The 26041-nt window shown below is 58.6% G+C and carries 30 protein-coding genes; 11 read left to right on the forward strand and 19 right to left on the reverse strand.

Going from position 1 to position 26041, the window contains the following annotated elements; translation table 11 throughout:
• Positions 1 to 5: 5 nt before the first annotated feature.
• From IG617_RS00620 to IG617_RS00635, 4 genes are all read right to left on the reverse strand, one after another.
• Positions 6 to 593: a DUF1131 family protein gene (locus tag IG617_RS00620; protein ID WP_192106381.1), complete on the reverse strand. Its 588-nt coding sequence runs from the start codon at positions 591 to 593 to the stop codon at positions 6 to 8.
• A 149-nt stretch (positions 594 to 742) separates the two neighbouring features.
• Positions 743 to 1324, reverse strand: a complete 582-nt coding sequence (locus IG617_RS00625; protein WP_192106383.1) for an LOG family protein — start codon at positions 1322 to 1324, stop codon at positions 743 to 745.
• A gap of 72 nt (positions 1325 to 1396) precedes the next feature.
• Positions 1397 to 2785 (reverse strand): dipeptidase, encoded by a 1389-nt coding sequence (locus tag IG617_RS00630; RefSeq protein ID WP_192106385.1) that lies wholly within the window; start codon positions 2783 to 2785, stop codon positions 1397 to 1399.
• A 213-nt stretch (positions 2786 to 2998) separates the two neighbouring features.
• Positions 2999 to 4549, reverse strand: a complete 1551-nt coding sequence (locus tag IG617_RS00635; protein ID WP_192106387.1) for a helicase HerA-like domain-containing protein — start codon at positions 4547 to 4549, stop codon at positions 2999 to 3001.
• A gap of 174 nt (positions 4550 to 4723) precedes the next feature.
• On the opposite strand from IG617_RS00635, the gene IG617_RS00640 reads away from it, so the two are divergent.
• Together IG617_RS00640 and IG617_RS00645 are read left to right on the forward strand one after the other, a co-directional pair.
• Positions 4724 to 5113 carry a DUF2780 domain-containing protein gene (locus IG617_RS00640; protein ID WP_192106389.1) on the forward strand — a complete coding sequence of 130 codons (390 nt, stop codon included), beginning with the start codon at positions 4724 to 4726 and terminating at the stop codon, positions 5111 to 5113.
• A 44-nt stretch (positions 5114 to 5157) separates the two neighbouring features.
• Entirely contained in the window at positions 5158 to 5565 is a 408-nt protein-coding gene (locus IG617_RS00645; RefSeq protein ID WP_192106391.1) for a DUF4332 domain-containing protein, read from the forward strand.
• A gap of 390 nt (positions 5566 to 5955) precedes the next feature.
• Here the strand turns inward: IG617_RS00645 and IG617_RS21510 are convergent, their stop codons facing one another.
• Positions 5956 to 6657, reverse strand: coding sequence for a helix-turn-helix transcriptional regulator (locus tag IG617_RS21510; protein WP_192106393.1), 702 nt, complete (start codon positions 6655 to 6657; stop codon positions 5956 to 5958).
• 539 nt (positions 6658 to 7196) lie between these two features.
• On the opposite strand from IG617_RS21510, the gene IG617_RS00655 reads away from it, so the two are divergent.
• The 3 genes from IG617_RS00655 (at position 7197) to IG617_RS00665 (ending at position 12276) form a co-directional block, all read left to right on the forward strand.
• Positions 7197 to 9179 carry a methylmalonyl-CoA mutase family protein gene (locus IG617_RS00655; protein WP_192106395.1) on the forward strand — a complete coding sequence of 661 codons (1983 nt, stop codon included), beginning with the start codon at positions 7197 to 7199 and terminating at the stop codon, positions 9177 to 9179.
• Positions 9176 to 11341, forward strand: coding sequence for a methylmalonyl-CoA mutase (gene scpA / locus IG617_RS00660; protein WP_192106398.1), 2166 nt, complete (start codon positions 9176 to 9178; stop codon positions 11339 to 11341). Before IG617_RS00655 ends, scpA begins: the two co-directional genes overlap by 4 nt.
• A gap of 176 nt (positions 11342 to 11517) precedes the next feature.
• Positions 11518 to 12276, forward strand: coding sequence for a helix-turn-helix transcriptional regulator (locus tag IG617_RS00665; protein WP_192106400.1), 759 nt, complete (start codon positions 11518 to 11520; stop codon positions 12274 to 12276).
• Positions 12277 to 12291: 15 nt separating this feature from the next.
• Here the strand turns inward: IG617_RS00665 and IG617_RS00670 are convergent, their stop codons facing one another.
• From IG617_RS00670 to IG617_RS00685, 4 genes are all read right to left on the reverse strand, one after another.
• The gene (locus IG617_RS00670) at positions 12292 to 12696 is read right to left on the reverse strand and encodes a PilZ domain-containing protein (protein WP_192106402.1); all 405 of its coding nucleotides are present in this window, start codon (positions 12694 to 12696) and stop codon (positions 12292 to 12294) included.
• A gap of 192 nt (positions 12697 to 12888) precedes the next feature.
• Positions 12889 to 13551 carry a haloacid dehalogenase type II gene (locus IG617_RS00675; protein WP_192106404.1) on the reverse strand — a complete coding sequence of 221 codons (663 nt, stop codon included), beginning with the start codon at positions 13549 to 13551 and terminating at the stop codon, positions 12889 to 12891.
• A 115-nt stretch (positions 13552 to 13666) separates the two neighbouring features.
• The gene (locus IG617_RS00680; protein WP_216859542.1) at positions 13667 to 14095 is read right to left on the reverse strand and encodes a VOC family protein; all 429 of its coding nucleotides are present in this window, start codon (positions 14093 to 14095) and stop codon (positions 13667 to 13669) included.
• A 75-nt stretch (positions 14096 to 14170) separates the two neighbouring features.
• Positions 14171 to 15436: a SulP family inorganic anion transporter gene (locus IG617_RS00685; RefSeq protein ID WP_192106407.1), complete on the reverse strand. Its 1266-nt coding sequence runs from the start codon at positions 15434 to 15436 to the stop codon at positions 14171 to 14173.
• 227 nt (positions 15437 to 15663) lie between these two features.
• Here IG617_RS00685 and IG617_RS00690 point away from each other — a divergent pair, with 227 nt between their 5' ends.
• The gene (locus IG617_RS00690; protein ID WP_192106408.1) at positions 15664 to 16521 is read left to right on the forward strand and encodes a branched-chain amino acid aminotransferase; all 858 of its coding nucleotides are present in this window, start codon (positions 15664 to 15666) and stop codon (positions 16519 to 16521) included.
• An 18-nt stretch (positions 16522 to 16539) separates the two neighbouring features.
• On the opposite strand, the gene IG617_RS00695 is transcribed toward IG617_RS00690, so the two are convergent.
• The 4 genes from IG617_RS00695 to IG617_RS00710 all read right to left on the reverse strand — a co-directional run bounded on the left by IG617_RS00695 (position 16540) and on the right by IG617_RS00710 (position 19162).
• Complete coding sequence (locus tag IG617_RS00695; protein WP_192106410.1) at positions 16540 to 16713, reverse strand: hypothetical protein; 174 nt, start codon at positions 16711 to 16713, stop codon at positions 16540 to 16542.
• Positions 16706 to 17893 (reverse strand): YbfB/YjiJ family MFS transporter, encoded by a 1188-nt coding sequence (locus IG617_RS00700; RefSeq protein WP_209008185.1) that lies wholly within the window; start codon positions 17891 to 17893, stop codon positions 16706 to 16708. The genes IG617_RS00695 and IG617_RS00700 overlap by 8 nt, the downstream gene beginning before the upstream one ends.
• A gap of 133 nt (positions 17894 to 18026) precedes the next feature.
• Positions 18027 to 18362: a hypothetical protein gene (locus IG617_RS00705; RefSeq protein ID WP_192106412.1), complete on the reverse strand. Its 336-nt coding sequence runs from the start codon at positions 18360 to 18362 to the stop codon at positions 18027 to 18029.
• Between the two features lie 119 nt (positions 18363 to 18481).
• Positions 18482 to 19162 carry a thermonuclease family protein gene (locus tag IG617_RS00710; protein WP_192106414.1) on the reverse strand — a complete coding sequence of 227 codons (681 nt, stop codon included), beginning with the start codon at positions 19160 to 19162 and terminating at the stop codon, positions 18482 to 18484.
• Positions 19163 to 19387: 225 nt separating this feature from the next.
• Here IG617_RS00710 and IG617_RS00715 point away from each other — a divergent pair, with 225 nt between their 5' ends.
• Positions 19388 to 20263: a DUF6159 family protein gene (locus IG617_RS00715; RefSeq protein WP_192106417.1), complete on the forward strand. Its 876-nt coding sequence runs from the start codon at positions 19388 to 19390 to the stop codon at positions 20261 to 20263.
• A gap of 14 nt (positions 20264 to 20277) precedes the next feature.
• On the opposite strand, the gene IG617_RS00720 is transcribed toward IG617_RS00715, so the two are convergent.
• Both IG617_RS00720 and IG617_RS00725 read right to left on the reverse strand, forming a co-directional pair.
• Entirely contained in the window at positions 20278 to 20565 is a 288-nt protein-coding gene (locus IG617_RS00720) for a YciI family protein (protein ID WP_192106419.1), read from the reverse strand.
• An 11-nt stretch (positions 20566 to 20576) separates the two neighbouring features.
• Positions 20577 to 21152: a TetR/AcrR family transcriptional regulator gene (locus tag IG617_RS00725; protein WP_192106421.1), complete on the reverse strand. Its 576-nt coding sequence runs from the start codon at positions 21150 to 21152 to the stop codon at positions 20577 to 20579.
• Between the two features lie 294 nt (positions 21153 to 21446).
• Here IG617_RS00725 and IG617_RS00730 point away from each other — a divergent pair, with 294 nt between their 5' ends.
• The 3 genes from IG617_RS00730 (at position 21447) to IG617_RS00740 (ending at position 23639) form a co-directional block, all read left to right on the forward strand.
• On the forward strand, positions 21447 to 22046 hold the full coding sequence (locus IG617_RS00730) for a superoxide dismutase (protein WP_153769847.1): 600 nt from the start codon (positions 21447 to 21449) through the stop codon (positions 22044 to 22046).
• 194 nt (positions 22047 to 22240) lie between these two features.
• Positions 22241 to 22696, forward strand: a complete 456-nt coding sequence (locus IG617_RS00735) for a c-type cytochrome (protein WP_192106423.1) — start codon at positions 22241 to 22243, stop codon at positions 22694 to 22696.
• Positions 22697 to 22706: 10 nt separating this feature from the next.
• Positions 22707 to 23639 (forward strand): c-type cytochrome, encoded by a 933-nt coding sequence (locus tag IG617_RS00740; RefSeq protein ID WP_192107328.1) that lies wholly within the window; start codon positions 22707 to 22709, stop codon positions 23637 to 23639.
• Between the two features lie 33 nt (positions 23640 to 23672).
• Here IG617_RS00740 and IG617_RS00745 read toward each other — a convergent pair whose 3' ends face one another.
• The 3 genes from IG617_RS00745 to IG617_RS00755 are packed head-to-tail and all read right to left on the reverse strand — an operon-like array spanning position 23673 to position 24612.
• Positions 23673 to 24047 carry a RidA family protein gene (locus IG617_RS00745; protein WP_192106425.1) on the reverse strand — a complete coding sequence of 125 codons (375 nt, stop codon included), beginning with the start codon at positions 24045 to 24047 and terminating at the stop codon, positions 23673 to 23675.
• Positions 24048 to 24070: 23 nt separating this feature from the next.
• The gene (locus IG617_RS00750) at positions 24071 to 24286 is read right to left on the reverse strand and encodes a DUF2798 domain-containing protein (RefSeq protein ID WP_192106427.1); all 216 of its coding nucleotides are present in this window, start codon (positions 24284 to 24286) and stop codon (positions 24071 to 24073) included.
• A gap of 14 nt (positions 24287 to 24300) precedes the next feature.
• Positions 24301 to 24612 (reverse strand): putative quinol monooxygenase, encoded by a 312-nt coding sequence (locus IG617_RS00755; protein ID WP_192106429.1) that lies wholly within the window; start codon positions 24610 to 24612, stop codon positions 24301 to 24303.
• Positions 24613 to 24715: 103 nt separating this feature from the next.
• On the opposite strand from IG617_RS00755, the gene IG617_RS00760 reads away from it, so the two are divergent.
• Positions 24716 to 25639, forward strand: coding sequence for a LysR family transcriptional regulator (locus IG617_RS00760; RefSeq protein WP_192106432.1), 924 nt, complete (start codon positions 24716 to 24718; stop codon positions 25637 to 25639).
• 6 nt (positions 25640 to 25645) lie between these two features.
• Here the strand turns inward: IG617_RS00760 and IG617_RS00765 are convergent, their stop codons facing one another.
• Complete coding sequence (locus IG617_RS00765) at positions 25646 to 25990, reverse strand: hypothetical protein (protein ID WP_192106435.1); 345 nt, start codon at positions 25988 to 25990, stop codon at positions 25646 to 25648.
• Positions 25991 to 26041 lie beyond the last annotated feature (51 nt).

Genomic DNA, 26041 nt, shown 5'->3' on the forward strand with positions numbered 1-26041 from the left:
ATGGATCAGGAGCGGGGCGTCCAGACGATCCGCTGCAACTGGGCGTCGAAAAGCTCCTTGGACGGGGGAAGCCTATCGAACGGTCCCTGGTATCCAGGGATCGCGTAGACGAGTTCGACGTTCTTGTGCCCCTTGGATTTGCAGATTGCCATACCGCGCCACAAGTTGCGTCCGACCCGGCAATCTGCGCTGGCAGAGCCGATCTCAGAGAAGGTCATGCCGATCCGCTCGCCATTTGGCCCCTGCAAATGGTGGGTCACGCCATGGACTGTGCGCACCTTGCCACCCTTACCCTTGAAGACCTGAAGAACCTGAAAACCGTCCGAATTGAAAGCTGCGATCGCCCATTCAGTGGTGTCTTCCACGGCGGTCTGAACGCCTTCGGTGGTGAAGCCGGGCAGAGCCGCTGCGATCGACTTCTCGCCATAGGTGGTTTCCGCAGTGATGCCGCCAACTGTGTCGTCGTTGATCTGCACCAGCGTCACATTTGATGTTCGGGCGATCTGGACAGGGCCGTCGTAATCGACTGTCGGAGAGCATGCAGCGGCAAGAAGACCGAGAAGACAGGCAAAACCAAGGAGCGGTGAACGCATGAAACAGGAAACTCCGGAAGGGAACTGGCTGGAGGGACTATTCCAGCGAAGCCAGCTCTTAGCACCCGTCCATGCGCGATGCAAAGACGGGTTAACAGATTGTCGACAGATGGATTGTCTGAAGCCGTGGCGGTCGGAAGAAGGCGGCGTCAGGTTTCCTCGGCTTCGATCCACTTGGGCGTGGCGGGCGGCTGATAGGCCCGAAACATCTCGAGGAGGTCAGCGGGATTGGCGGCCGCCTGGACCATGTCGCGCATCACCGGCTTCATGAAGCCCTCTTGGGTCTGAAAATCCAGGAAGCCGAGAAGCTTGTCATAAAAGCCTTGGGTGTTGAGAAAGCCGCAGGGCTTGTTGTGCAGACCGAGCTGGCCCCAGGTCCAGACTTCGAACAGTTCTTCCATCGTCCCAGCTCCGCCGGGCAGGGTCAGGAAGGCGTCGGACAGCTCCGCCATCTGGGCCTTTCGCTCGTGCATCGAACCGACAATGTGGAGTTCCGAAAGGCCGTCGTGAGCGAGCTCCTTTTCCTGCAGTGAGGTGGGCAAGACGCCAATGACTTCGCCGCCGGCAGCCAGAGCCGCATCGGCAACAGTGCCCATAAGCCCAACCTTGGCGCCGCCATAAACCAGGGTAAGCCCCTGTTTGGCGATCAGCGTACCGGTTTCACTGGCGGCGTGGGTATAGACCGGGTTCGATCCGTAGCTGGAACCGCAGAAGACGCAAACGGATTTCATGTTGTGTCTCGTCGTTGCTGAGATGTCGGTTTCAAAAGAAAACGGGCCGCACCAGCGGCCCGCTGAATGTCATCAGTCCTTTGCCAACTCGTCAAGCACGCGCGCCCAGGAGCGGATGCCCTTGTGAAAGCTCTTGAGGTTGTATTTCTCATTTGGCGAGTGGATCTGATCATCCTCAAGGCCGAAGCCGATCAACAGGGAATCCATGTCGAGCATGCGCTTGAAATCACCCACGATCGGGATGGACCCGCCCATACCGGTGAGGGCTGCATCCTTGCCCCATTCCGCCTTGAGCGCTGCCTGTCCCTTGGCCAGGGCCGGCATGTCGAAGTCGAGGCGCAAGGCCGGGCTGCCGTCCTTCGCAATGAAATCGACAGTGCAATCTGCGGGGATCTTCGATTTCACATACGCCCGGAAGGCATCGCGGATCTTGTCCGGATCCTGGTCGCCGGCGAGGCGGAACGTGAACTTGGCATGAGCTTCAGCCGGGATTACCGTCTTGGAACCGGCGCCCTGATAACCGCCCCACATGCCGTTTACTTCTGCAGTCGGCCGTGTCCAGATGTGCTCAAGCGCCTGCCGGCCTTTTTCACCGCGCATGTATTTCAGCCCGATGTCACCGAGAAAGTCTTCGGCTGAGAAGCCGAGCTTGTCCCACATAGCGGTGACTTCTTCGGGCATGTCGATGACGCCGTCATAAAAGCCCGGCAGCGTGATCCGGCCGTTTTCGTCATGAAGCCCGGCAATGATGCTGGCGACGATGTGGTTCGGGTTCTGCGCCGCGCCGCCATAATGACCGGAATGCAAATCGCGGGAGGCCGCCTTCACGATGACCTCATCGCCGACCATGCCGCGCAGCATGATCGATATGGCCGGGGTATCGGCGTCCCACATGCCCGTGTCGCAAACAAGGGCCAGATCGCAGGACAACTCGTCCTTGTTGGCAGTCAAGAAGGGATGCAGCGACGGCGATCCGGATTCTTCCTCGCCCTCGAACAGGACCGAGACGTCGATGGGAAGATCGCCCGTCTCTGCAATGAACGCGCGGGCCGCCTCGACGAAGGTCATCAGCTGGCCCTTGTCGTCGGCCGAACCACGGGCAACGATGATTTTCGTGCCATCCTCGCGGGTTGCGATCCGTGGTTCAAAGGGATCGGTGTCCCACAGCTCCAGCGGATCGACAGGCTGAACGTCATAGTGGCCGTAGAAAAGCACATGCGGTCCCGGCTTGCCGGACTTGCGGTGGCCGACGACCATCGGATGGCCTGCGGTGCTGCGGACTGTTGCGTCGATGCCGATGCTGGTCAGTTCTTTCGCCAGCCATTCCGCCGCCGTACGGCATTCGTCCTTATAGGCAGGATCGGTCGAGATGCTCTTGATCTTCAAGAGGTCGAACAGGCGCGAAAGGGAGTTGTCCAGATCGGCGTCGATCCGTGTGAGGACCTTCTCGATGGTGCTCATCGGTCATCCTTGGAGTTGTCTTAAGAATTGAGATTCGGGTCGTGCCCGAAGAGGAGACCTAATTGGCCACATCTTCGAGCGCGGTGCAAATCGAAAGCGGCTGGCCGCAATCTTCTCGCCCTTCAATCCAGGCCAGTCGGTGGTTCCGCACCTGTGGATGCCCGTGCCAATCTCCAGCGTTGAACCAGCAAAGTCGGTTGCCTCGTCGCGGTTCTAAAACCCGCGCTTGAGGGAGCCCAGAAGACCTCGAACCAGAGCTCGCCCGAGCGAAGTGCCGAGACTGCGTGCTGCTGATTTCATGCCGGCCTCCAGAACGCTGTCACGATTGCTGCGGCGGCTGGTGGTTTTGCGTCTGCTTTCTTGGCGGGGACGGTCGTCGCGGCCAAAGTCGGGCAGTTCGAAGCCGGAACGTGTTCGCCGGGGTTCGCCATGCTTTTGGGTGTGGCGGTCTTCCTTGCTCCGTTGCTTTTCTTCTTGCCGCAGCTCGTCCTGGGCGCGTTGTTCCAGCATTTCGTAGGCCGAGTGCCGGTCCTTCAGTCGCTCATAAAGCCCGAACACCGCGCTCGACTGGATCAGTTCACGCCGCTCTGCCTTGGTCACCGGCCCAAGCCGCGACGAGGGCGGGCGCACCAACGTCCGTTCAACAATCGACGGGATGCCCTTGCCTTCAAGCGTGGAAACGAGCGCCTCGCCGACGCCAAGTTCGGTGATGACCCGTTCCGTATCGAGCTTGGGATTTGGCCGGAAGGTTTCGGCAGCTGCGCGCACGGCTTTTTGATCACGGGGGGTGAAGGCGCGCAGCGCATGCTGCACACGGTTGCCCAGCTGCGCCAGGATCGTATCGGGCACATCCAGCGGGTTTTGGGTGACGAAATAGACGCCGACACCTTTTGAGCGGATCAGGCGCACGACCTGTTCCACTTTTTCAATCAATGCTTTGGGCGCGTCATTGAAGAGAAGGTGCGCTTCATCGAAAAAGAAGACGAGTTTCGGCTTCTCGGGATCGCCGACCTCGGGCAGTTCTTCAAAGAGTTCCGACAGCAGCCAGAGCAAAAACACAGCATAAAGCTTTGGCGAATTCATCAACTTGTCGGCTGCCAGAATGTTGATGACGCCGCGCCCGTCGTGCGCCGTGCGCATGAAATCGCGGATATCAAGCGCCGGCTCACCGAAAAGATTGTCCCCGCCCTGACGTTCGAGAACCAGCAGGCGCCGCTGAATGGCGCCGATGGATGACTTCGACACATTGCCATAAAGCCGGGAAAGCTCGGATGCCCGGTCGGAGACATGCGCCAGCATCGCGCGAAGATCCTTGAGGTCGAGCAGCAGCAGGCCTTCATCGTCGGCAAGCTCGAAAAGGATGTTCAGGACACCTTCCTGGGTGTCGTTGAGCTCCAGCAGACGTGCCAGCAGCAGCGGACCAACTTCGGTGACGGTGGTGCGAACCGGGTGACCCTGTTCGCCGTAAAGGTCCCAAAAGGCCGTGGGAAAGGCCTCATAGGTGTAACTGTCGGAGAACCCGATGTCGGCGGCCCGTTTTTCCAGGAAGTCCTTTTCGGTGCCGGCGGTCGACAGTCCGGAAAGGTCTCCCTTGATATCGGCGCAGAAGACGGGGACGCCCGCAGCAGAAAAGCCTTCCGCCAGGATCTGGAGCGAGACGGTCTTGCCGGTTCCGGTTGCCCCAGTAATCAATCCATGCCGGTTTGCAAGCTTGAGCAGAAGTTTCTCGTCTTTGGTGCTGCCACCAATATAAATGCTGTCCATTCCGCTCCAGTCTCCCCGGTGCCTGCCCAAGTCTCGCACGATACAAAACGAGACGAAAAAAGCCTTCCCAATACGTCATGTTCCCGTCGACGCCGGGCTGTTACACAGTGTATAGCCCTTGTCATCATCTTGGCCGAACGTTCCCGTCTGGCCCGCCTTCATTGGGAGACCGAAATGGAAGAACTCATCACCCGCATCGTATCCGCTACTGGGATCAGTGAGGATGCTGCACGCAACGCCGTGGCAATTATCCTCAAGTTTCTCAATAAGGATGGTCCTGCCGAACAGATGCAACAGATTTTTGACGCTCTGCCGGGTGCCGCCGAACTTGTTGCAGAACGTGAGGCTGACTCCAAGGGTGGTGGCCTGCTCGGCGGCTTGGGCGGCATGGTCCCGGGAATGGGCGCCATGGGCGCATTGAACGAGCTGACCTCCGAAGGCCTCGGTATGGGCGAAGTACAATCTGTTGTGCGCCAGCTTGTTGGCTATGCTAAGGAAAAAGCAGGGGATGACGCAGTAGATGAAGTGATTTCGAAGATCCCGGGATTGAGCCAGATCGTCTAGTTGTCCCAAATGAAGTTCGGGGAAATTAGGGAGTAACTTTGGAAATGTCGTATTCGATCTCTGAAATCGAGGGAATTGGTCCGGTATACGCTGAAAAGCTTGGCGCCGTTGGGATCAAGACCACGGAAGCCTATCTTGAGCGCGCAAAGGACCCGAAGGGCCGAAAGGCGCTCGCTGACGAAACCGGTATCGAAGCAGGCCGTATTCTCAAGTGGGCCAACATGGCTGACCTGATGCGCATCAGCGGTGTCGGTGAAGAGTATTCCGAGCTTCTGGAAGCTGCAGGCGTGGACACGGTCAAGGAACTGAAGCATCGCAATGCGGAAAACCTTGCAGAGAAGATGTCTGAAGTGAATGTTGAAAAGAAGCTGGTGCGCCAGGTGCCGGGAACGGCACAGGTGACCAAGTGGGTCGAGCAGGCCAAGGAATTGCCTGCGATGATGTCCTACTGACTGCTTTTTGTATCAATCAATGCAGAAAGGCGAGGCGGCAACGTCTCGTCTTTTTTTGTGGCCGGTGCGGACTGTCAGCACAGACGATGCTCGCAGCTTGAAAGCGCGAGCCGAAAATAAGGAATGAAAGGGCTTCAGCGGAGAAGGTAGATTGGAGCGCGCGGAACGAACCGTGTTCGAGCTGAATTGTGCGCAAACTTCTTGGGGTTTATGCCGAGCTGACTGTGGTCAGCGGGATCTCTGGTGATTGAGACCTTGAATGTCCCGCGCCGGCAAAAACTCGTCGACGCGTATCATTTCCCCCCAAAAGGTGGCCAAGGCTTCTTTGCCCTGGTTCTTTGGAAGCCAGCGCGCAATCACATGAAGCCGCTGGCAGTCACCGTTTTCGGATCAGACCCGAATTTGACCGTAGCGAAGCGCTTCGACGACAGTGTGTGTCTTGTTCGAGGCGTTCAGCTTGACGCTTGCGTTCTGCAGGTGCGCATGCACGGTCCGCTGTGAGATCTCGAGAACATCCGCGATTTCACCAGCGGTCTTGCCGAATGCGGTCAGCTCGAGAACGCGGCGTTCGCGGGTCGAAAGTGCGCCGGGACGCTGGCCAGAGACGACGCCCAGATCGCGAAGGCGGGCGAGAGCGGCACCTGACAGAAGTTCAAGAGCGTTCAGTTCCCACTTGGTCGCCTGGATCGATGGGCCTGCTGCAAACACAAACGCCTGGAAAGGATGCAGCTCGGTCACCGGAACGATGACAACCTGATTGCCTTCACCAGCGGCGGCCAGCAGATCGGAATGCTCCATGTCGCCAGCGGAAATGTTCCAGACCTTGGCACGGTTGGACGCAAGGCCCAGCATCAATGCACTGTCATTGGCGGAAAGAGAGGTGCTTTCGATGCCGTCGTTGCGCTGATCGGGCCAGCGGAAGCGATGAACAAGACTGTCGATCGGTCTGTTCGGCATAGGGAGGCCGGTAACGAGAACGTGGGTCGCTCCCATGCGGCGCAGGTTGGATTCCAGAATATCAAGCACGTGATGAGCGGCGTTGGCTTCCGCAATTGCGCGCAGTTTGTTCTTGAGTTCGGTTTGATCAAGCATTGTGCACATCCGTTGTTATAGCGATTTAATTTCGCTTTGTGCAGTTCAGCGCTAGTCGTATTTTTACGATTTCTTAGCAATGTACTGCAGATGGGATTTGTTGGAGCTTTTTTGTTGGTTCCTTTCCTCACCTTTTAAGTTGTTTTTGGTTTATGCGTTGCATAGGTTGTTACTTTCCCATGCGGCAGTATGTAGAAGTTACATTAGAAATATCCTGCATGCCATCACTTAAAGTGCTCAAACTTGGCCTGTCACGCCAGTTTTTTGTCCATTTGTTTCACACGGAATACCACTGGCAAAAATAGCGCTGTCCCTGCGGTAGTTTGGAAAGGTTTCATTTACCAAATCAAGCCGCTGCGAATCCTGGAGACGAAGCATTCGGGCAGATGGGTTTTGAGTGATTCTGCCGAGGTGGAAGTCGCTGGTGTCACCATCGGCGTGTTTCTCGCGATCCGGACCCCGCCCGCAGCCTTAACCGATCTGCTGAGTTGCCTTGCCTTCCCGTCAGGGACTAAAACGGAGGGCATTGGGAGATCGAGATGACGTTGAACTTACCCCAGAACTTTTTGTCTCAGTCGGAAGACGCTTGGCTGGCCGCAGTCGATAGAGCTCTAAAGGGCGCGCCGAGGACAAAACTTCATGGCAAAACCGACGAGGGGATCGACATCGCCCCTCTTTATAATAGGCGTGCTGATGTCGAGCCTAGAAAGGCGCGCGCGGCGCAGCAGCCATGGACTGTTTTTCAGCGGATCGATATCCCCGACGCGGCAAGCGCCAATCGCCAGATCCACGAGGATCTCGAAGGTGGCGCAGATGGTCTGGAGCTGATTTTCGAAACGGCCGAGACCACCGAGGGTAGCTCAGGCGTTCGTGTCAATTCCCTTGCCGACATGGAGACCTTGCTCGACGGGGTCTATCTCGACCTGATCAAGCTCCGTATCTCTGCCGGTTATGCCGGCAACGGCTTCCTGGCCATGTTGATCGCCTATCTCGAGAAAAAGGCGATTGATCCGGCGCGCGTCGAAATCAACCTCGGCAACGACCCGGCATCACGACTTGCGTCATCCGGTCGTTTGAACCTGCCGCTTGAAGAGCACTGGGCGCGTTTTGGCGATGCGATCAACGCGCTTGAGCAGATGGGGGCGAACAGCTGTTGCTTCGGCGCGGACGGACGGGTCTGGCATGGCGGGGGCGCTGGAGCCGCCGAGGAACTGGCTTGCACCATGGCGACCAGCATCGCCTATATGCGCGCTCTTTCCAGCCGCGAGATACCGGTTGCGAACTGGCAAAACCACTTGTCGGTTGTGCTGACCGCGGACGCGGATCAGATCGGCACGATTGCAAAGGCAAGGGCGGCCCGCCGCATCTGGGCCTCGATCCTGGATGCTTGTGGTCTTCCGCAGACACCGTTGAAGCTTCACATGCAAACCTCTTTCCGCATGCTCACCGATGTGGATCCCTGGGTAAACCTTCTTCGCAACACGGTGGCCACATTTGCGGCCGGCATCGGCGGCGCAGACGGCATAACCGTGCTTCCCCACACGCGGTCAATCGGCTTGCCCGACGGCTTTGCCCGGCGTCTTGCGCGCAACACCCAGTCAATTCTTCTCGAAGAAAGCCAGCTTCATATGGTGGCGGACCCTTCTGCAGGGTCTGGCGCTATCGAGGCGCGAACAGAGGCTCTTGTGTACAGCGCATGGGCAAGGCTGCAGGAGATAGAGGCCGAAGGCGGGATCTTCGAGGCACTCGCCAGCGGCACACTCATTGAAAAGATCAGTTCGGCCGCCAGCCAGCGCAATCTTGATGTCGCCCGGCGCAAACGACCGATCACCGGCGTAAGCGAGTTTCCTTCGCTGGACGAAAAGCCTGTTGCGGTTCTCGAGGGTCAGTCGGTCGAGCTGGAAGGACTTGGCGCCGCAGTCGAGGTTTCCGATTCAGCCACGGGCGAGCGGTTTCGGTCCATGTGCACGGCTTTTGCCAATGGGGCGACCATCGCCGGCCTTCTGCCTCTGGCCATGTCTGACACGGCGGCCTTTTCGATCACCCCCCTTCGCCGCATGCGTCTGGCAGAGCCGTTTGAGCAGCTTCGGGACCGGGCGGACACCAATGCAGGCGGTCCGCCCCAGATCTTCCTGGCGTGCCTTGGACCGCTTGCACAGTTCACCGCAAGGGCGAGCTGGGTATCCAATGCCTTCGCAGCTGGAGGCATCCACAGCCTCGGCGGCGAGGCTATGGACAGCCTTGAAGACTTGATAGAGGCCTTCAAGGCGTCTGATGCACGCATTGCCTGCCTCGTTTCGTCTGACAGCGTTTATCAGGACCAGGCTGTCGACGCGGCGAAGGCGTTCAAGGCTGCAGGCGCAGAGCATCTTTATCTGGCCGGAAAGCCTGGTGATCTGGAGGCGGACCTGCAGGCTGCAGGGGTCGATACATATATATATGCAGGCGGTAATCTTCTGGAACTGCTGCAGGAGCTTCATACCCGTTTGGGAATGGCGCCAGGTGAGGAGGCTTTGGCATGACCACGATCCCTGATTTCTCCAAGGTCGCTTTCAAGGATGTCCTCGGCAAGGCGGAGGCGGGAAGCGCTGAACCCTGGCTTACGCCTGAAGATATCGACGTGCCTGGCGTCTATACAGCTGAGGACACGGCCGAGCTGGCTCATCTCGACACCTGGCCCGGGCTGCCGCCGTTTATGCGTGGCCCTTATCCGACCATGTACGTCCAGCAGCCCTGGACGGTTCGTCAGTATGCTGGTTTCTCGACGGCAGAAGCTTCCAGCGCCTTTTACAGGCGCAACCTTGCCGCTGGTCAGAAAGGCCTCTCGGTTGCCTTCGATCTGGCGACGCACCGGGGCTATGACAGCGATCACCCGCGCGTTGCAGGCGATGTCGGCATGGCTGGTGTGGCGATCGACTCCATCTACGACATGAGGACCCTCTTCTCGGGCATCCCGCTCGACAAGATGAGTGTGTCCATGACCATGAACGGCGCGGTTCTGCCTGTGCTGGCGCTCTATATCGTTGCGGCGGAGGAGCAGGGCGTTGCTCAGGCTGATCTTTCAGGCACCATTCAGAATGACATTCTGAAGGAGTTCATGGTCCGTAACACCTACATCTATCCACCAAAGGATTCGATGAGGATCATCTCCGACATCTTCGCTTACACCAGTGCGAACATGCCACGGTACAATTCGATCTCGATCTCCGGCTACCACATGCAGGAAGCCGGTGCGACGGCGGACCTGGAGCTGGCCTATACGATTGCCGACGGAATCGAATATGCCCGCGCCGGTGTGGCTGCGGGCATGGACATCGACAAATTTGCACCCCGTCTGTCGTTCTTCTGGGCCATCGGCATGAACTTCTTCATGGAAGTCGCCAAGCTGCGCGCGGCGCGCCTGATCTGGGCGACCCTGATGCAGGAGAATTTCCAGCCGCAAAACCCGAAATCCCTGTCGCTGCGCACCCATTCCCAGACCTCGGGCTGGTCGTTGACGGCACAGGATGTCTTCAACAACGTCATTCGCACCTGTGTCGAGGCCATGGCGGCAACACAGGGGCACACCCAGTCCCTGCACACCAACGCACTGGACGAAGCGCTGGCGCTGCCGACGGACTTCTCCGCGCGCATTGCCCGCAACACCCAGCTGTTCCTGCAGCAGGAAAGCGGCACCACATCGGTCATCGACCCCTGGGGTGGCTCGTTCTATGTCGAGAAACTCACCAACGATCTGGCGGAAAAGGCCCTGGCTCATATCCGCGAGGTCGAGGACCTCGGCGGCATGGCCAAGGCGATCGAAAAGGGCATTCCCAAGCTTCGGATCGAGGAGGCGGCCGCCAAGACCCAGGCGCGGATCGACAGCGGAGCGCAGACCGTGGTTGGTGTCAACAAGTACAAGCCGACCAGCGAACAGCCGATCGACGTCCTGAAGGTCGACAATGCAGACGTCCGGGCGCAGCAGCTTGCGAAGCTCGAGCGCCTGCGCGCTGAGCGCAACGAGGCCGAGACACAGGCGGCGCTCGAGGCGCTGACCGAAGGCGCAAAGACAGGGCAGGGCAATCTGCTTGATCTTTCCGTCAAGGCCGCAAGGGCCATGGCGACGGTTGGTGAAATCAGCCTGGCGATGGAAAAGGTCTTCGGTCGCCACAAGGCTGAGATCAAGTCGATCTCGGGTGTCTACAAGCGGGAGGCAGGCGCCATGTCCGATACCATCGAGAGGGTTCTGAAGCTCGTCGAGGCCTTTGAGGAAAACGACGGCCGCAGGCCGCGTATTCTCGTCGCCAAGATGGGGCAGGACGGCCATGACCGCGGACAGAAGGTGATCGCATCCGCCTTTGCTGATCTCGGCTTCGACGTCGATATCGGCCCGCTGTTCCAGACGCCGGAAGAGGCCGCGCGCCAGGCGGTCGAAAACGATGTCCATGTGGTTGGTGTGTCGTCGCTTGCCGCCGGCCATCTGACGCTTGTTCCGGCGTTGAAGAAGGCGCTCGCGGACGAGGGCCGCGAAGACATCATGATCGTGGTCGGTGGCGTCGTGCCGCCGCAGGACTACGACGAGCTCTATGCCTCAGGTGCGACCGCGATTTTCCCACCGGGAACGGTGATCGCAGAGGCCGCGGTTGATCTGATTGCCAAACTCAACGCGGCGCTTGGGTATGAGCCTGCGGAAGCAGCTGAATAGAAGTAATCCTGCACGTCTTTCGATCTTGCACCTGCGTCAGGTTAAAAAAAGATGCGGCCAGAAAACTGGCCGCATCGAAAAAATAAAAATATTGGAGCCGGATGGCGAAAACAAGAATACGCTACCATCGCGAGTATTGACGGTGTAGCTATCATTTTCGATAGGTCGGGGGCGACATGGCAGATCTTGGGGCGCACGTCGAAAGCATCCTGAATGCTCTTTCGGGTGAAGAAGCGTTCCAGATATTCTATTCTGCCGTGCAGGACTACGGCTATGACAACGCCTGTTTCACGCTGATCACCGATCACCCATCCATTGACCACGCAGCGATGCACGGCTTCACGACGAACTATCCGGACGACTGGATGGAGTTCTACGGCGAGCAATCCCTCTTCGACATCGATCCTGTCGTCTACTACCTCTTCAAGAAGCAGGCCGCTTTCTATTGGGGCGAGGCGACCAGGACAAAGCTCGCCGACGAGCGCGTCGCGCCCATCGTGCGTGAACGAGTACAGACCATGATGAACCTGGCCGCGGACGCAGGTCTTGCCGACGGGGTCGGCATTCCCTTTGTCAGCCGCTCTGGAGAAATATCAGGGGTCGGACTTTCGCGGCGCGACGTGATCAAGGACCCAAGCTATTCCGAGCTCGCGGAGGTCAACCTGCTGGCCACGGTCTTTAAGGATCGCTTCTTGAGCTTTCACAAGGCGGATGGCTGTCCGGCGCTGACAAATCGCGAGAGCGAGGTTCTGTGTTGGGCTTCAGAGGGCAAGACCGACGTCGAAATTGCAGATCAAATTGGGGTTTCCGAGCCCGCCGTCCGGTTCCACTGGTCGAACATCTTTAAGAAGCTTGAGGTCACGAACCGCCTGATGGCGACAACCAAGGCCATGAGGTTGAACCTCATCACCCTGCAGCGCTCGAGACTGCTGTGAAACTGGGCGTCAGCGCTAAGCGATGGTTTTCTTCGGACCACCTTCAGCTTCAGTGTCTTTCTTGAACCTGGCTTCGTCCTCGCTCACGGCATAGCGGCTGAATTGAAGGGCTTGCAGTTTTTGCGCCTTGAACAGCGTCACCGAGGCAGGCGGAACTTCATAGGCGATGCCGATCTGCTTGCCATTGCGCCAGCAGATCCTTGCCAACGCCAAGGTCTTGTCACGGTCGTCGTAAAGCAGCACTTCGAGGGGGAGGATCACGTCTTCAGGCACAAGAAGGCCGACACCTCCCTCGGACACATCAAAAAGCGTGCAGTCGGTCAGGAATTTGTCCTTGAGATCAGCGAGCTTGCCGCCCCGCAAGCGCGCGCGGCGGCGCGGATGGTGTCTTTCTTCCTTGAAACGATGCTTGGTGTCCATGGGTCCTGCCTGGTTTGTCGCCATGCAGCCGCCGCGGAACGCGCGGGGAACCGGTCAACAGACGGCTGCGGTTCCCGGTCTAAGCCTTGTAAATTGTGCGAAGCTTGTGGCGCAGCAAGACAGGCTGCGCGGGAGGCGGCTAAACGCCCGCTTGAACTTGCAGCCTGGTCGAAGATCTGCGCTTCTTCTGCCTTAGCCGAGGCCTGCGAGACCCGTTAGGTCATTCAGGACCGCATTGGGCGCAAGATCGGTGTACTCATCCGGCTGGTTGGTGCGGTTCATCCAGACCGTCCGGAAGCCGAATGCGGTTGCGCCGGCCACATCCCAACGGTTCGAGGACTGGAACGAGACCGCATCGGGATAGATGCGGAAATGATTGGTCACCATTTCGTAGGTCCGCTCGTCGGTCTTGTAGGTCTTCAGCTCGTCGACGGAAAATACTTCATCCAGCAGTTCGGCGAGGCCTGCAGCTTGAACAGCTGCATCCAGCATGGCCGGGGATCCGTTGGACAGGATCGCCATCTTCGCACCGGTGGCCTTGAGATCCGTCAGCACCTGCGGCACTTCCGCGTAGCAGTCGAGCGTCCAGTAGGCGTTCAGGAGATCATCTCGCAGGGACCTGTCTGCCGACGGATAAAGCGCATAGGCGGTATCAAGCGCCTGTTCCGTCAGCGCCCAGAAATCCTGGTACTTTTTCATGAGCGCGCGCACCCAGGAATACTCCAGTTGCTTCTGCCGCCAGACAAAGGAAAACGCCTGGGCGTCAGGCCCGAGTTTCTCCGCGTGCTTTCGGACCGCCGCATGCACATCGAACAAGGTGCCATAAGCGTCAAACACGTAAGCGGCATGAGCCATCGGAAAACTCCAGCAGAATGAGGACGTCAATGCGGTCAGATGACAGCTCGCGCCACGGCGCGTCAAGCCGCACAGGGCGCCACTATGGTCGCAGAGGCCGCAAAAATACGTTGGGTCAGCCGGTCAGCGATACGCTGCCATCCCCGGCAAGTGTCCAGAAAGGATTGTGGGCAATCTCCAGAAGATGGCCGCCGGGAATGGCGACATAGCCTGAATAACCGCCCCAGAAGGTCTTTTCCGGGCGGGTGACGACCTCTGCCCCTGCCGCAACCGCCTGTTCAAACGCCGCGTCGACTTCACCTTCGCTGCGGCCATTCCACGCGAGTGTGATGCCGCCGAGTGTGTCGCGGGACAGCGTGCGGCCAAGATCCTTTTCCAGCGCGGCGCGGCTGTAGAGCGCAAAGGCGGAACCGGGCAGTTGATAGAACGCGATCTGGTCGTTGCTGCCTTCCGCGGCTGTCCAGCCGAGGCCGTCCTCGAAGAACTGGCGGCTCGCTGCCAGATCATCAACGGCAAGGGTGGTCATGGTGATGCGCTGTTCCAAGGCAAGCTCCGGTTCGCATGGGACGGCTCGCACTATGGAACAGGGAGGCAGGGACCGGAACCCGCAACTTGAGAATTATCTATCCGGAGGTGTCCAGTCGCTTTCGACATTCTTTCGCGCCCTGAGACGCAGAGCGAGCCCGATTGAAACGCCCACCCCGATCGCCACCGTGAGATCGACGAGCACGGTCAGGACCAGCGTCAAAAGCAGAAGCAGGCGGTCCTCCATGGGCGCGCTGGCATATTCGCGCCATTTATGCGGTTCGCTCATGTTCCAGGCCGTCAGAACCAGAAGAGCTGCGAGCGCGGGCATGGCGAGGTAGCCGGCAAGCGGTGCCGCCAGCATCAGGACCGCGAGGATCACCAGGGCATGGACGATACCTGCGACCGGGGTCTGACCGCCCGCGCGAATATTGGTCGCCGTCCTTGCGATAGCGCCCGTCGCGGGCAGGCCGCCGAACAGGGCTGAGGCGATGTTGGCAACGCCCTGGGCCGTCAGTTCGGCGTTGGGTCTGTGGTGTCCCTCAATCATGCGATCGGCGACGAGGGCGGACAGGAGGGATTCAACACCGGCCAGAAACGCAATCACGACGGCAGATGGGAAAAGCTCAACGATCCGTGCCCAGGAAACCTCGGGCAAAGCGGGCACAGGCAAGGCGCTGGGCAGGGCGCCAAAACGTGAGCCGACCGTGTCCACCGGCAGCGCGAACAGGCCGACCAAAAGTGATCCGACGGCGACGGCAACGATCAGCCCTGGAAACCGCGGTGCAAGGCGCCGCAGCAGGATGATCAGCACGAGCGTCGCAAAGGCGATTGCCAGGGCGGACAGGTTGAGCGTGTCGCGCGCCTCCCAAAGCACTTCAAGCTTGTCGATCAGTTCGGCGGGCACATTTTCGGCCGTGAGGCCAAGGAAATCCTTCAGCTGGCTCGTGCCGATGATGATGCCAATGCCGATCGTAAATCCGTTGACCACCGCCTCGGGGACGAAGGCGATCAGGCTGCCCGCCCGGAAATAACCGCCGATGATCAGGAGCAGTCCTGCCATGAACGTCGCCAGCACCAGGCCGTCGAAGCCGTGCTCGGCGATGACGCCATAGACCACGACGATGAAGGCGCCGGTTGGCCCGCCGATCTGGACCCGGCTTCCGCCAAGCAGGGAAATGAAGAACCCGCCGATGATCGCCGTGAAAAGACCGGTCGCCGGATCGGCGCCTGAGGCGATGGCAATCGCGAGGCTAAGGGGAATGGCCACCATCGCGACGGTGCTGCCGGCCTGAAGGTCGGCAAGGAAGGAGGCTTTTGAATAGCTTTGTAATGTGGTCAGAAGTTTCGGCTGGCGCATAGTGAAATATTACCATTCGCGCACCAGCGGAAAGAACCCGGTCGCGCGGTATCCTGTCGCATAAGAAATTTCACTTACATGTGAAATGCGGTTTGAGACTTTCAGATTTTTGTCTGCCTGGGAAATTATATAGCTGAATTTGTGTCGCCAGGAGAACGGGTGTTGACGCGGAAGACGTCAGGGCGTTTCCTCCGGTCAGCAAATCACCACGAAAGGACAAAGGGACGATGAGCGGCTGGAGCGAGACGTGGACCTGGATCGACGGCACATGGCACGAGGGCAATCCGCCCATGATGGGGCCTCGCTCCCATGCGGCCTGGCTCGGGTCCAGTGTGTTCGATGGTGCCCGGTTCTTCGAGGGTGTGATGCCCGATCTCGATCTGCATTGTCAGCGCGTCAATGATTCCGCCGTTGCGCTCGGTCTCAAGCCGACGATGCAGGTTGGCGAGATGATGGAGCTTTGCTCCGACGCCACCGCGAAGTTTTCCCCCGACAAGCAGCTCTACATCAAGCCGATGTATTGGGCAGAGGCGGACGGGCCGGGTGTGATCGCCGCAGATCCCGACAGCACGCGCTTTTGCATGTGCGTCTTTGATGCACCCATGTCCGGCAAGGGCGCAGCCAACAGCATCACCCTTTCGAGCTTCCGTCGTCCGACCATGGAGTGCATGCCGGTCAATGCGAAGGCAGGATGCCTTTATCCCAACAACGCTAGGGCCATGGTGGAAGCCAAGGGCAAGGGCTTTGACAACGCTGTCGTCTGCGACATGCTGGGCAATGTGGCGGAGCTGACCTCGGCGAATATCTTCATGGCCAAGGCCGGTGAGGTTCATACGCCGGTCCCAAACGGCACCTTCCTCAATGGCATCACCCGCCAACGGGTGATCAAGCTCTTGCGTGACGCTGGCTACAACGTCCATGAGCGCACGCTTGGCTTTGACGAATTTCTGGAAGCGGACGAAATCTTCTCGACGGGGAACTACAACAAGGTCGTGCCGGTCAATCGCATCGAGACGCGTGATCTTCAGCCTGGGCCGATCGCGTCCAAGGCGCGTGAGCTCTACTGGGAATTTTCCCACGCATAGCGGGGATGCAGCTGAGTTCTAGTGGTACCGGCTGAGCCGGCTCAAGTGCTTCAGAATCTGGGCGGCGTCCATGCGCCGGCCTTCCTGAATCAGGAGTTCGATCGCTTCGACAAGCTCTGACTTGCCTTCCGAGACGAGTTCCTCCTTGAGGGAGGCCCAGCTCGAAGCCGTTTGGTCTTTCTCTTCAGTCACGGGAAACCTCACTGTTTGTGCCCCGATACCCCAATGCGGCGGCCAAGACCAGTGCTCCGGCTGCTGCAAGGGAGGCTGCCTGGAAATTTCCGGAAAGATCGTAAAGAACCCCGGCGAACCAGGGACCGATCACTTGCCCGAGTCCAAAGCTAGCGGTCATCAAGGCGAGAATACGGCGCGGGTCACCGGTTGTCAGTTTTCGGGCCTCCATGAGACCAAGCGCCGTGATCCCCATGAAGGTTGCCCCCAAGAGAGCCGCGGCCAGAACCATGAGGACCGGCCCGCCGCCAGACACGCTGAGTGTGACGCCAACCGCCTCCACGAGACAGGCGATAGAAAACGCTGTGGCGGCGCCCGCCCGCGCTCCGATCCTGCTCCAGAACCAGATGGAGGGAGCAGCTGTGACGCCGACAATGAGCCAGACCAGTTCTTCAAGTCCGCTCAGTCCGGCATCCGCCCTGACGATCACCGAAATGAAGGTTGCCGTCACCACATAGCCGAAGCCGAACAGGCCATAAGCTGCGATCAGTCGCCAAAGCGCACCTGGAAAACGGTCTGGTGCCCTCGTCTCATTGGTGTCTGTTTGCGAGGCATGGGACGTCTCTGGAAGTTCTGCCGGAAGCAGCAGAACAATGGCCAAGAGCAGGATCAATGTGGCTGCGGCGGCCGACAGCCAAAGGTCCTGCCAGTCGCTTCCAGCGTGCGAAAGCCCGGAAATAAGTAGTGCGGACAGCGCAATCCCGCATCCCACTCCGGCGAAATGTAGGGATGCGAACCCGGGCTTGCCGGCCCGGGTCAGCCCGTCGAGGACAAGGGCGGAGGAAAACACCATAGCGAAGGCGCTGGCAAAACCGCCTGCGAACCTGAAGAGGCAGAAGCCCAACAAGCCGGTGTCCAGGGACATTGCCGCCGTCGTCAAGGCGCTCGCGAAAAGCGCACCGAGCAGCCAATTGCGCTTGGAACCGGGAAGGTGGCCAAAGGACCCGGCGAGCGCGCCGATCAGATAGCCGAGGAAATTGGCCGCGGCGACAAGTCCCGCCTCGCTCGGCGCCAGGGGAACCGCCTCCGCCATGAAGGGAAGGATCGGCGTATAGACGAACCGTCCGATGCCCATCGCTGCGGCAAGCGACAACAGGCCGCCAATGGCAAGGCGAAGATGCAACGGAAAACGAGGAGGCATTGGCGGGCGGGCACCTTGAAGAAATGAACCCGGCGGAGTGTGGCCTGCTCAATGGGAACTGGCAAGTGATCGCGCAAAAGCCTTGCAACAGCGTCCTGTTGCAAGGCTTTTTGAAGCGCGAAAGCGGGCAATTTTAGTTGGTACTGCGGGCTGGCTTCAAAGCGGTCGGTGTCACGACTGTCGTCTTACGCGTGGCTTTGCGCAGACTGGACGACTTCATGGCCTGCAGCGATGCACCGGGGATCTGGCTTGTCGCGGACGCATGCTTCTCGTCGCAGAGCTTCAAGCTATCAGTATAGCATTGGTTCGGATATCCGGGGGTCGTGCTGTTACACCATGAAACCCAGTTGTTATAGCACTCGCCCAGGTTTGATCCCATGCCAGGGCCTGCTGTCGCGCTGAATGCGGACGCAGTAAGGATGACGCCGCTGGCGGCGATCGATGTCAAAATTGATTTTCTCAAGGTCATTTCATTTCTCCCAAAAAGATTTGAAACGGCGAAATCGCCGTGAGAAATGATTTAGATCCAATCGCTCCTTGCCGGCGTGACAGCGATCACACTTCTGTGAATTCACTCACCTTTGGAGGTCATTCCGGCGGGCGCCAGCCGGCCGCTATGGCTTCGATTTCGGAGCAGAACCAGCGTTCGCCCGCCGCCTCGTTGATCCGGGTTCGGTTGTAATGCGGTGACCACGGCGTGTGATAGATCCGGCCATTGGCGGAGATGTTACCTTTGATCGGACAGTTCTCTGGCACGGCCTGACTGGCAACCTGCCATTTCTTCGCCCGGTAGTCCCAGGGCGCTTCGAAGGTTCCTGCCCAAAGACCCTTCTGCCCAAGCTGCGCGGTTTCCTCTTCCATCACATAAGTCGTGGAATAGCGGCGAAAGGCCAGCGCATGACCTGAACGGATCATCTCGGCGTTTAGATTGCGGCCGCGCACATGGCAGGTCGCAATGCGCCGGTCGTAGGCATCATGCTGATCGCCCGTACAAGTGACCTGGCCGGTCTCGACCAGGCGCTCTAGAAAGCGCCGGGAGGCCTTTCCACAGGGCCAGGTCTTGCCGGCGGAGGTCTTGCAGGACTGAGCGAGTTCCGGTGCGTCGATGCCGTCCAGCCGGATCTTTTCCTGGCCAAACTCGATGGTGTCCCCGTCGATCACGCGGACGCTTCCACCCGATGTGCCGTCTGCAAGTGCAGGAAGCGGGATGACAATGATGCCGAGCGCAAGAAAAAGCGCTCGCGAGCGCGATATAAACCGTCTGCACATTGAGAAAACCGTTTCGAATCAGATCTGCGGGAGGTCAAAGCGTGGCGTTGGCCGCATGTGGCTGCAAGCCGATCGCCGGCATTGGTCCTGCGTGTGCCGTGTTCTCTGTGGATGGACGTTTGGGAGCCGGGAGCGTGAAACACCGCCGCTTCGAAGTGACTTCAGGGAAAAACAACGAATTTGGTGTTTCCTGTCGTCGGTCTTGCCGAACTAGGGGGCAGTTCATTGTTTGAGAAATTTTCAAAGAGCATCGAAACGGCGTTTTCACTTGGTGGCATTTGCTGGAAAGTGCTGATGCTGGACAAGGAAATGCTGATCTTCCCAATTCTCAGCACGTTGGCCGTATTCGGTCTGCTTGGCGGCATCTTCTGGCCAATGTGGTCCTCAGGTGAGTTTGAGACCTTCGTCAATTCCTTTGAGAGCGAAGCCGACTTCCAGAATGACCCACGGGTCATCATTGGCGGTTTTCTGATTTATTTCGCCTGTTCCTTCATTGTGATCTTCTTCAACGCCGCGCTCCTGACCTGCGCCATGATCCGCTTTGCCGGAGGGGACCCGACGGTGATGGACGGGCTGCGGTCCTCTTGCCGCAACATTCACCAGATTTTCGTCTGGTCTCTCTTTGCCTCCACCATCGGCTACATCATCCAGATGATCGAAAGCCGGTTCGACGGACTGGCGCGCCTGTTCATCGGTGCGATAGGGACCGCTTGGGCCATCGCCATTTATTTCGCCATTCCAGTGCTGGTGGTGGACCGGGTCGGACCGATCGAAGCGGTCAAACGGTCCGTCTCGGCCATGCGCAAGACCTGGGGAACCGCATTGGCCTCCCACGCTGGTCTCGCCGGGCTGGGTACGCTGGCGGGCATCATCGGTTTCTTGTTGATCGCCGCCGGCGGTGTGCGTTTTGTGGATCAGCCGTCGGTTGCCTATTCCTTATGGGCCGCCGCCATTCTCTGGTTCACGGCGACGACGTTGATTATCACGACCCTGTCGTCGATCTTGAAGGCTGCACTTTACATTTACGCCGTTGAGGGCGTCGTGCCGCAGTATTTCGACGAGCGGACCATTCGCAGTGCCTTTGGGAAAAAGGACAGCTGAACACGCTGTACGGATCAGGCGACCAGAAACGCCAGACTGTCGTCTGCCCTGTTCGGCGCAACCTCGGTGACTTCCGCGCTTACGACCTTCTCCACCACGAAGGGGTCCTGATCGATGCGAGCTTGCAGCGCGTCACGATCAGAGCCGCGCGCCAGAACCATGCCACCGCCATTGGGTTTCAAGCTGCCGACAAGCAGAAAGACTCCGTCGTCAAATCCTTTCTGGATCCAGGCCTTGTGCTGTTCCATAAAGTGCGGGGCAGCGGCTTTGTTCTCGGCGAATTTCAGAAAAACGATAAACACTGGGGGACTCCCTAGTTGGCGGCTTGGATGTGCGTGCGAACCCAGTCGGTCATCGCGTCAACCTCCCGCCGAACGAAATTCTCATCCTTGAAGGCGTTTGCGAGGACTGCAACGCCCTGACTGCGTGCAACGAGGTGTAGGGCAAGCTCCTCGGCGTCATTCTTGCGGCCGAGTGCCCTGAATTGACCAGTGAGCCAGTCATTGAAAAGGGTGAAGAGCTCATTCGCCCGTGGTTGGGCATTGTGGGAGAGTTTCGTCAGTTCGATCGCGAGCGTTCCGACCGGGCAGCCATGGGCCATGATCTTCGACTGGTTGGTGACTAAGATCAGAATGAAGCAGCCAATCCGTGTTTCAGGCGTATCTCCATCTGCCTCCCAGCGGTCAAGTAATTCGCGTGTTTTTGCGATGCGACGATCGATGACAGCGTCCAGAATGTCGTCCTTCGATTTGAAGTGATAGTAGAAATTCCCGCGAGAAATCTGGACCGCGCCGGCGATGTCGGCAAACGATGTTGCCTCGAAGCCCTGGCTGTAAAATAGCTCATCTGCCGCCTCTACGATCTGGCCGCGCGTTGAATGCTTGCTCATGCGAATATCACCTGAACCCAAGAAAATTCATTTAGGACGCTTGTCCTATAAAGTGAATTAGGACAATTGTCCCAGAAGAGTCAAGGCTGAAATAGCTCGTTGAATCTCGGCCAATGAGTTGGGGCAGGCGGCGGCAAGGGGGAAAAAACAACAAAAATATTTTTTTATTTCGCGACTCGGACATTGCCGTCTCGCTTCGGGGCTCCTAAATTGCGCCTCGAAGCGGAGGAGACGAAAGGGGCCCTATCGGTCCTGACAGCCTCCGCCGGTCACCGGACCCAAAGGAGTTTTGCTATGTCTTTCGAACTTCCCGCACTGCCTTATGCCTATGATGCTCTCGGCCCCTACATGTCTGCCGAGACGTTGGAATTCCACCACGACAAGCACCATCAGGCCTATGTCACCAACGGCAACAATCTTCTGAAAGACAGCGGTCTTGAAGGCAAGACTCTTGAAGAGATCGTCAAGGAAAGCTTCGGCAAGAACGCTGGCCTCTTCAACAATGCGGGCCAGCATTACAACCACCTGCACTTCTGGAACTGGATGAAGAAGGACGGCGGTGGCACGTCTCTCCCAGGCGTTCTCGCTTCCAAGATCGACAGCGATCTGGGCGGCTACGACAAGTTCAAGGCAGACTTCATGGCTGCTGGCGCGACCCAGTTCGGCTCCGGCTGGGCCTGGTTGGCGCTCAAGGACGGCAAGCTGGAAGTGATGAAGACCCCGAACGGCGAAAACCCGCTGGTTCATGGTGCAACACCACTGCTTGGCTGTGACGTTTGGGAACACTCCTATTACATCGATTACCGCAACGCGCGTCCGAAGTACCTCGAAGCCTTCGTCGACAATCTGATCAACTGGGACTACGTCCTCGAGCTTTACGAAGCCGCTTCCTGATCGGTATCGAAATTCCGCGTTTCGAGAACCCCGGCCCTCGCGCCGGGGTTTTTGCATTCCTGTTCTCTTTTCAGTGTTTCCATTGCGGTTCGTTTATATCTCATGTCTGATCACAGGCTCGTGATCTGTCATCCTTTGCTTGATCGGTCCGGGTATAATTGCCAGTGTTCAGTTCTCTTGGAGAGGAGAGCGAAATGCGTAAACTGGTACTGGGAATGGCGCTCGCCGCCGTGACATCCCTCGGTGTGACATCTGTGATCGCGGCTGATGATCCGATCGAAATCAGAAAATCCATCATGCAGTCTGTTGGTGCGGCAGCCGGTCTTGGCGGCGGCATGATGAAGGGCGAAGTTGCCTATACCCCAGCCGCGGGCAAGGCGGTTATTGCCGCCATGGACGCATCCGCCCATTCCTTTGGCTCTTTCTTTCCGGCAGGATCGGAAGCGGGTGACACCACTGCCTCACCGAAAATCTGGGAAGACGCAGCAGGTTTCGAAGCCGCTCTTGCCAAGTTTTCTGAAACGACCGGCGCGGCGATGGCAGCGTCTGGCAAGAGCGGACCGGCGGACGTGGATGCCTTCAAGGCGGCGATGGGTCCGGTCTTCGGCAACTGCAAGTCCTGCCATGAGGCCTTCCGCGTAAAGAAATAGCGCCTGAGGGATAAGGACGTTGAAAAAGCTTGTCGCAATTCTCGTGATCGTTGGTCTGGCAGGGGCTGCGGCAGGCTGGATACTGACTGTGCCCGAAACCCTGTCGAAGACGCAGATCGCGGATCTCCCCTCCGGTGATCCTGTGAACGGGGAACTGCTGTTCTGGGCTGGTGGCTGTACGTCATGTCATGCTGCACCCGGTGCGACAGGTGACGACAAGCTGTTGCTGGGCGGCGGGCTCAAGCTGGAAACGCCCTTCGGCGATTTTGTCGCGCCGAATATTTCGAGCGATCAGGAGGACGGCATCGGCGGCTGGTCGAAAGTCGACTTCGCAAATGCCATGCTGACAGGAACGTCTCCTCAAGGAAGCCATCTCTACCCAGCCTTCCCCTATACTTCCTATGCGCGGATGACCTTGTCTGATGTCGCCGATCTTTACGCCTTCATGACGTTTCTGCCAGCCGTCAGCGGCAAGGCAGCGGCCCATGAACTAGGGTTCCCCTTCAATATTCGCCGCGGCCTTGGCCTTTGGAAGCTCTTGAATCTGAGTTCCGAACCAGTGGTGTCTGCACCGGCGGCGGGAAGCGACGCTGATCCCGATCTCTGGCAGCGCGGCCGCTATCTGGTCGAGGGACCCGGGCACTGCGGCGAATGTCATACGCCGCGCGATCTTATGGGCGGACTGGACAAGTCTCGTTGGATGTCCGGTGCGGCAGCAGCCTCCGGCGAGGGAAGGGTGCCAGGACTTGATCCGGAATCTGATATCGGCAGTTGGAGTGCCGCCGACATCGCTTACTACCTCGAAAGTGGCTTTACCCCTGAGTATGACAGCGTCGGCGGCGAGATGGTCTCCGTGCAGGAAAACATGGCCAGATTGCCGGCTGGCGACCGGGAGGCAATCGCCGCCTACCTGCAGGCCCTTCCGGCCGCCGACACAAATTGACGCAAAACGCGGTCCCGACAAGCAGCGACCAGCTCAGAGCGCGAAGATGGCTTCGACCTCCAGCGCAAGTTCTGGCGCAAACAGACCGTTGACGATCACCATCGAGCTGGCCGGGACCTGTTCTGCGTAGCGCTCAGTGAGGGCATCGCGCAGCGACGGGATGCTGGCGGGGTCGGTGATGAACACCGTAACCTTGACCAGCTTTTCCATCGAAGATCCCTGGCTGGTCGCAATGCGCTCAAGCTGGTCGAATATGGCAGCTGCCTGTGCTGAAGCGGAGGCGGACTGGGCACCGGTTCCGAAGGCGGTGAAACCCGAAGTATAAAGCGTGTCGCCGTGCCGTACGGCGTGGCTATAGGGCCCGACCGGCAGACCGAGCTCTGGAAGATTGATCCGGGTGAGAGGCATGACAAATTTCCTTTTGAGATGACTCAGATGCGGCGGATGATTTGTGCCGTCAGCGCCTGAATGAGCGGTCCGAGAAGGAAGGCGATCGAAAAGGCCGCGGGCCAGGCAAGCAGGAACGCTGACATCCATTGGTCAGCGAAACCGTCGTGCCAGCCCAGGTTGATGAGGGTGACCCAGCCGGACATCAAGAACGACAGGAAGAAGGACATGAGCGCCGAAAAGACGAGGCGTGTTTTCATCTTGTCGTCGGTGCTCAGCTGTTGGCCGCAGTGCGATGCGCACCGATCTTGCCCAGCTTCTCGATGTAGGCCACCTGTGTGTAGTTCTTCGCCAGATGGTCGAGCGTGTGCTGCGCTTCAAAATGCGCTGTCAAGGCCGCCTGGTTCACCCAGCATTCCCAAAGCGTGAATTTGGACGGGTCAGCCTTTTGCTGACGGATCTCGAACAGGATGCACCCCGGTTCACGAGAGGTTTTTTCCATCAGCAGCTGCAAGGCCTGTTCAGCGATTGCTGCATCAGTCCCAGGTGTCAGTTCGATGCCGGCACTTACCCAAAGCGTTTCCATGTGATCTCCGTTCCTCGCAATTGAATGGCGAAGACACTTCTATCGATTTCATTAAGTGGAAAAAATGTTGAATTGATCATGATTAAATTCCATAAATGAAATCATGTTGGACGACATCTCACTCTTTGTGCACATTGTTCGAAGCGGCGGCCTTGCGGCGGCTGCGGTCGAGCTTGGGTTGCCTGCCGCAACGGTGACACGCCGGCTACAGAAACTGGAGCATGTGCTCGGGTGTCGGTTGATCCATCGCTCGGCGCGCAAATTCAGTCTGACGTCGGAGGGGGAGGCCTATTTTGAGGCCTACGCGGAGCTTGTTCAGCAATTTGACGCGACAACCCGCGCCATGTCCGCCGAACTTCATCAAATCAGCGGCAAACTGACGGTGCTGGCGCCGACGAATGTTTCGGTCGGCATTCTGCAGCCCATGTGGTCAGCATTTGTGCGAAGGCATCCTCAGATCCGTCTGGATTTGCGCCTCGGCAACAAGTTGCAGGACATTTATGACGGGCAGGTCGATTTGGCACTGCGTATCGGCCCACAGCAGGACTCTCAGTTGTTTCAGAGACGCCTTGGCGTGGTTTCGACCATTGTCGTTGCCTCTCGCGAGTATCTGGCGGAGCATGGAACGCCTGATCGCCTGTCCGACCTCTCTGCCCATCGGATCATCGCCGTCAACGGGCTGCCCCGCTGGTCAATGCGCAACAAACGGGACGGCTCCACGGAAGCCATGCGACTTGAGGCGACAACGCAGGTGGACGACATCGGTCTTGCCCGCCAGTTGGCGCGCGACGGTCTGGGCATTGCCCTGCTGCCAGCAAGTGAAATGGTCGATGATCTCGAAAGCGGCCGGTTGTGCCGTGTCCTGACCGATTGGCAGGGACCGGATCGCGAAGCCTTTGCGATCTGGCCGACAGGTCGATTGCTGAGCGCGCGGGCAAAATGCCTGAGGGACTTCATGCAGGCCCACATTGGCAGGATGCCGGTCCTGCAGGGACAGGTTCCTGTCTGTGGCGAGCCGCGATCCTAGGAAAAATCAGATCGGCTGGCACCGGCTGTAGATCGGGAAGTCGATGTATCCGGACATATAGGTCAGGAAGGTTTGGCATTCCTGGCTGGTCTTGAAGCAGCCTTCGCGCGAAACGTTGAAGGTCCGGTCGAAGTCGTACTTTTTGCCGCCAACGATCCCGCGCCATCCAGAGGTGTTGCCTGCTGCCTTGAAGGACTTGCAGTCGTACCTCGTCTGGTAGGTGTGCGGCACATAGCGCGTGTCATAGGTCGGGGCGAAGAGGAGGTCGCTGGGGGTCTGAATTTGGCATGCGGAGAGGAAGCCGAGCGCGAGGACCGCAGTGCAGATCTTCGCCATCTTGGAAGGAACCATTCTCAACTCTCCGCAGTTTTCGATGTGCCTCGTGCCTGAGGTGCTTTGCAC

It is taken from the genome of Roseibium polysiphoniae (assembly GCF_014842925.1).
GTDB lineage: Bacteria > Pseudomonadota > Alphaproteobacteria > Rhizobiales > Stappiaceae > Roseibium > Roseibium polysiphoniae.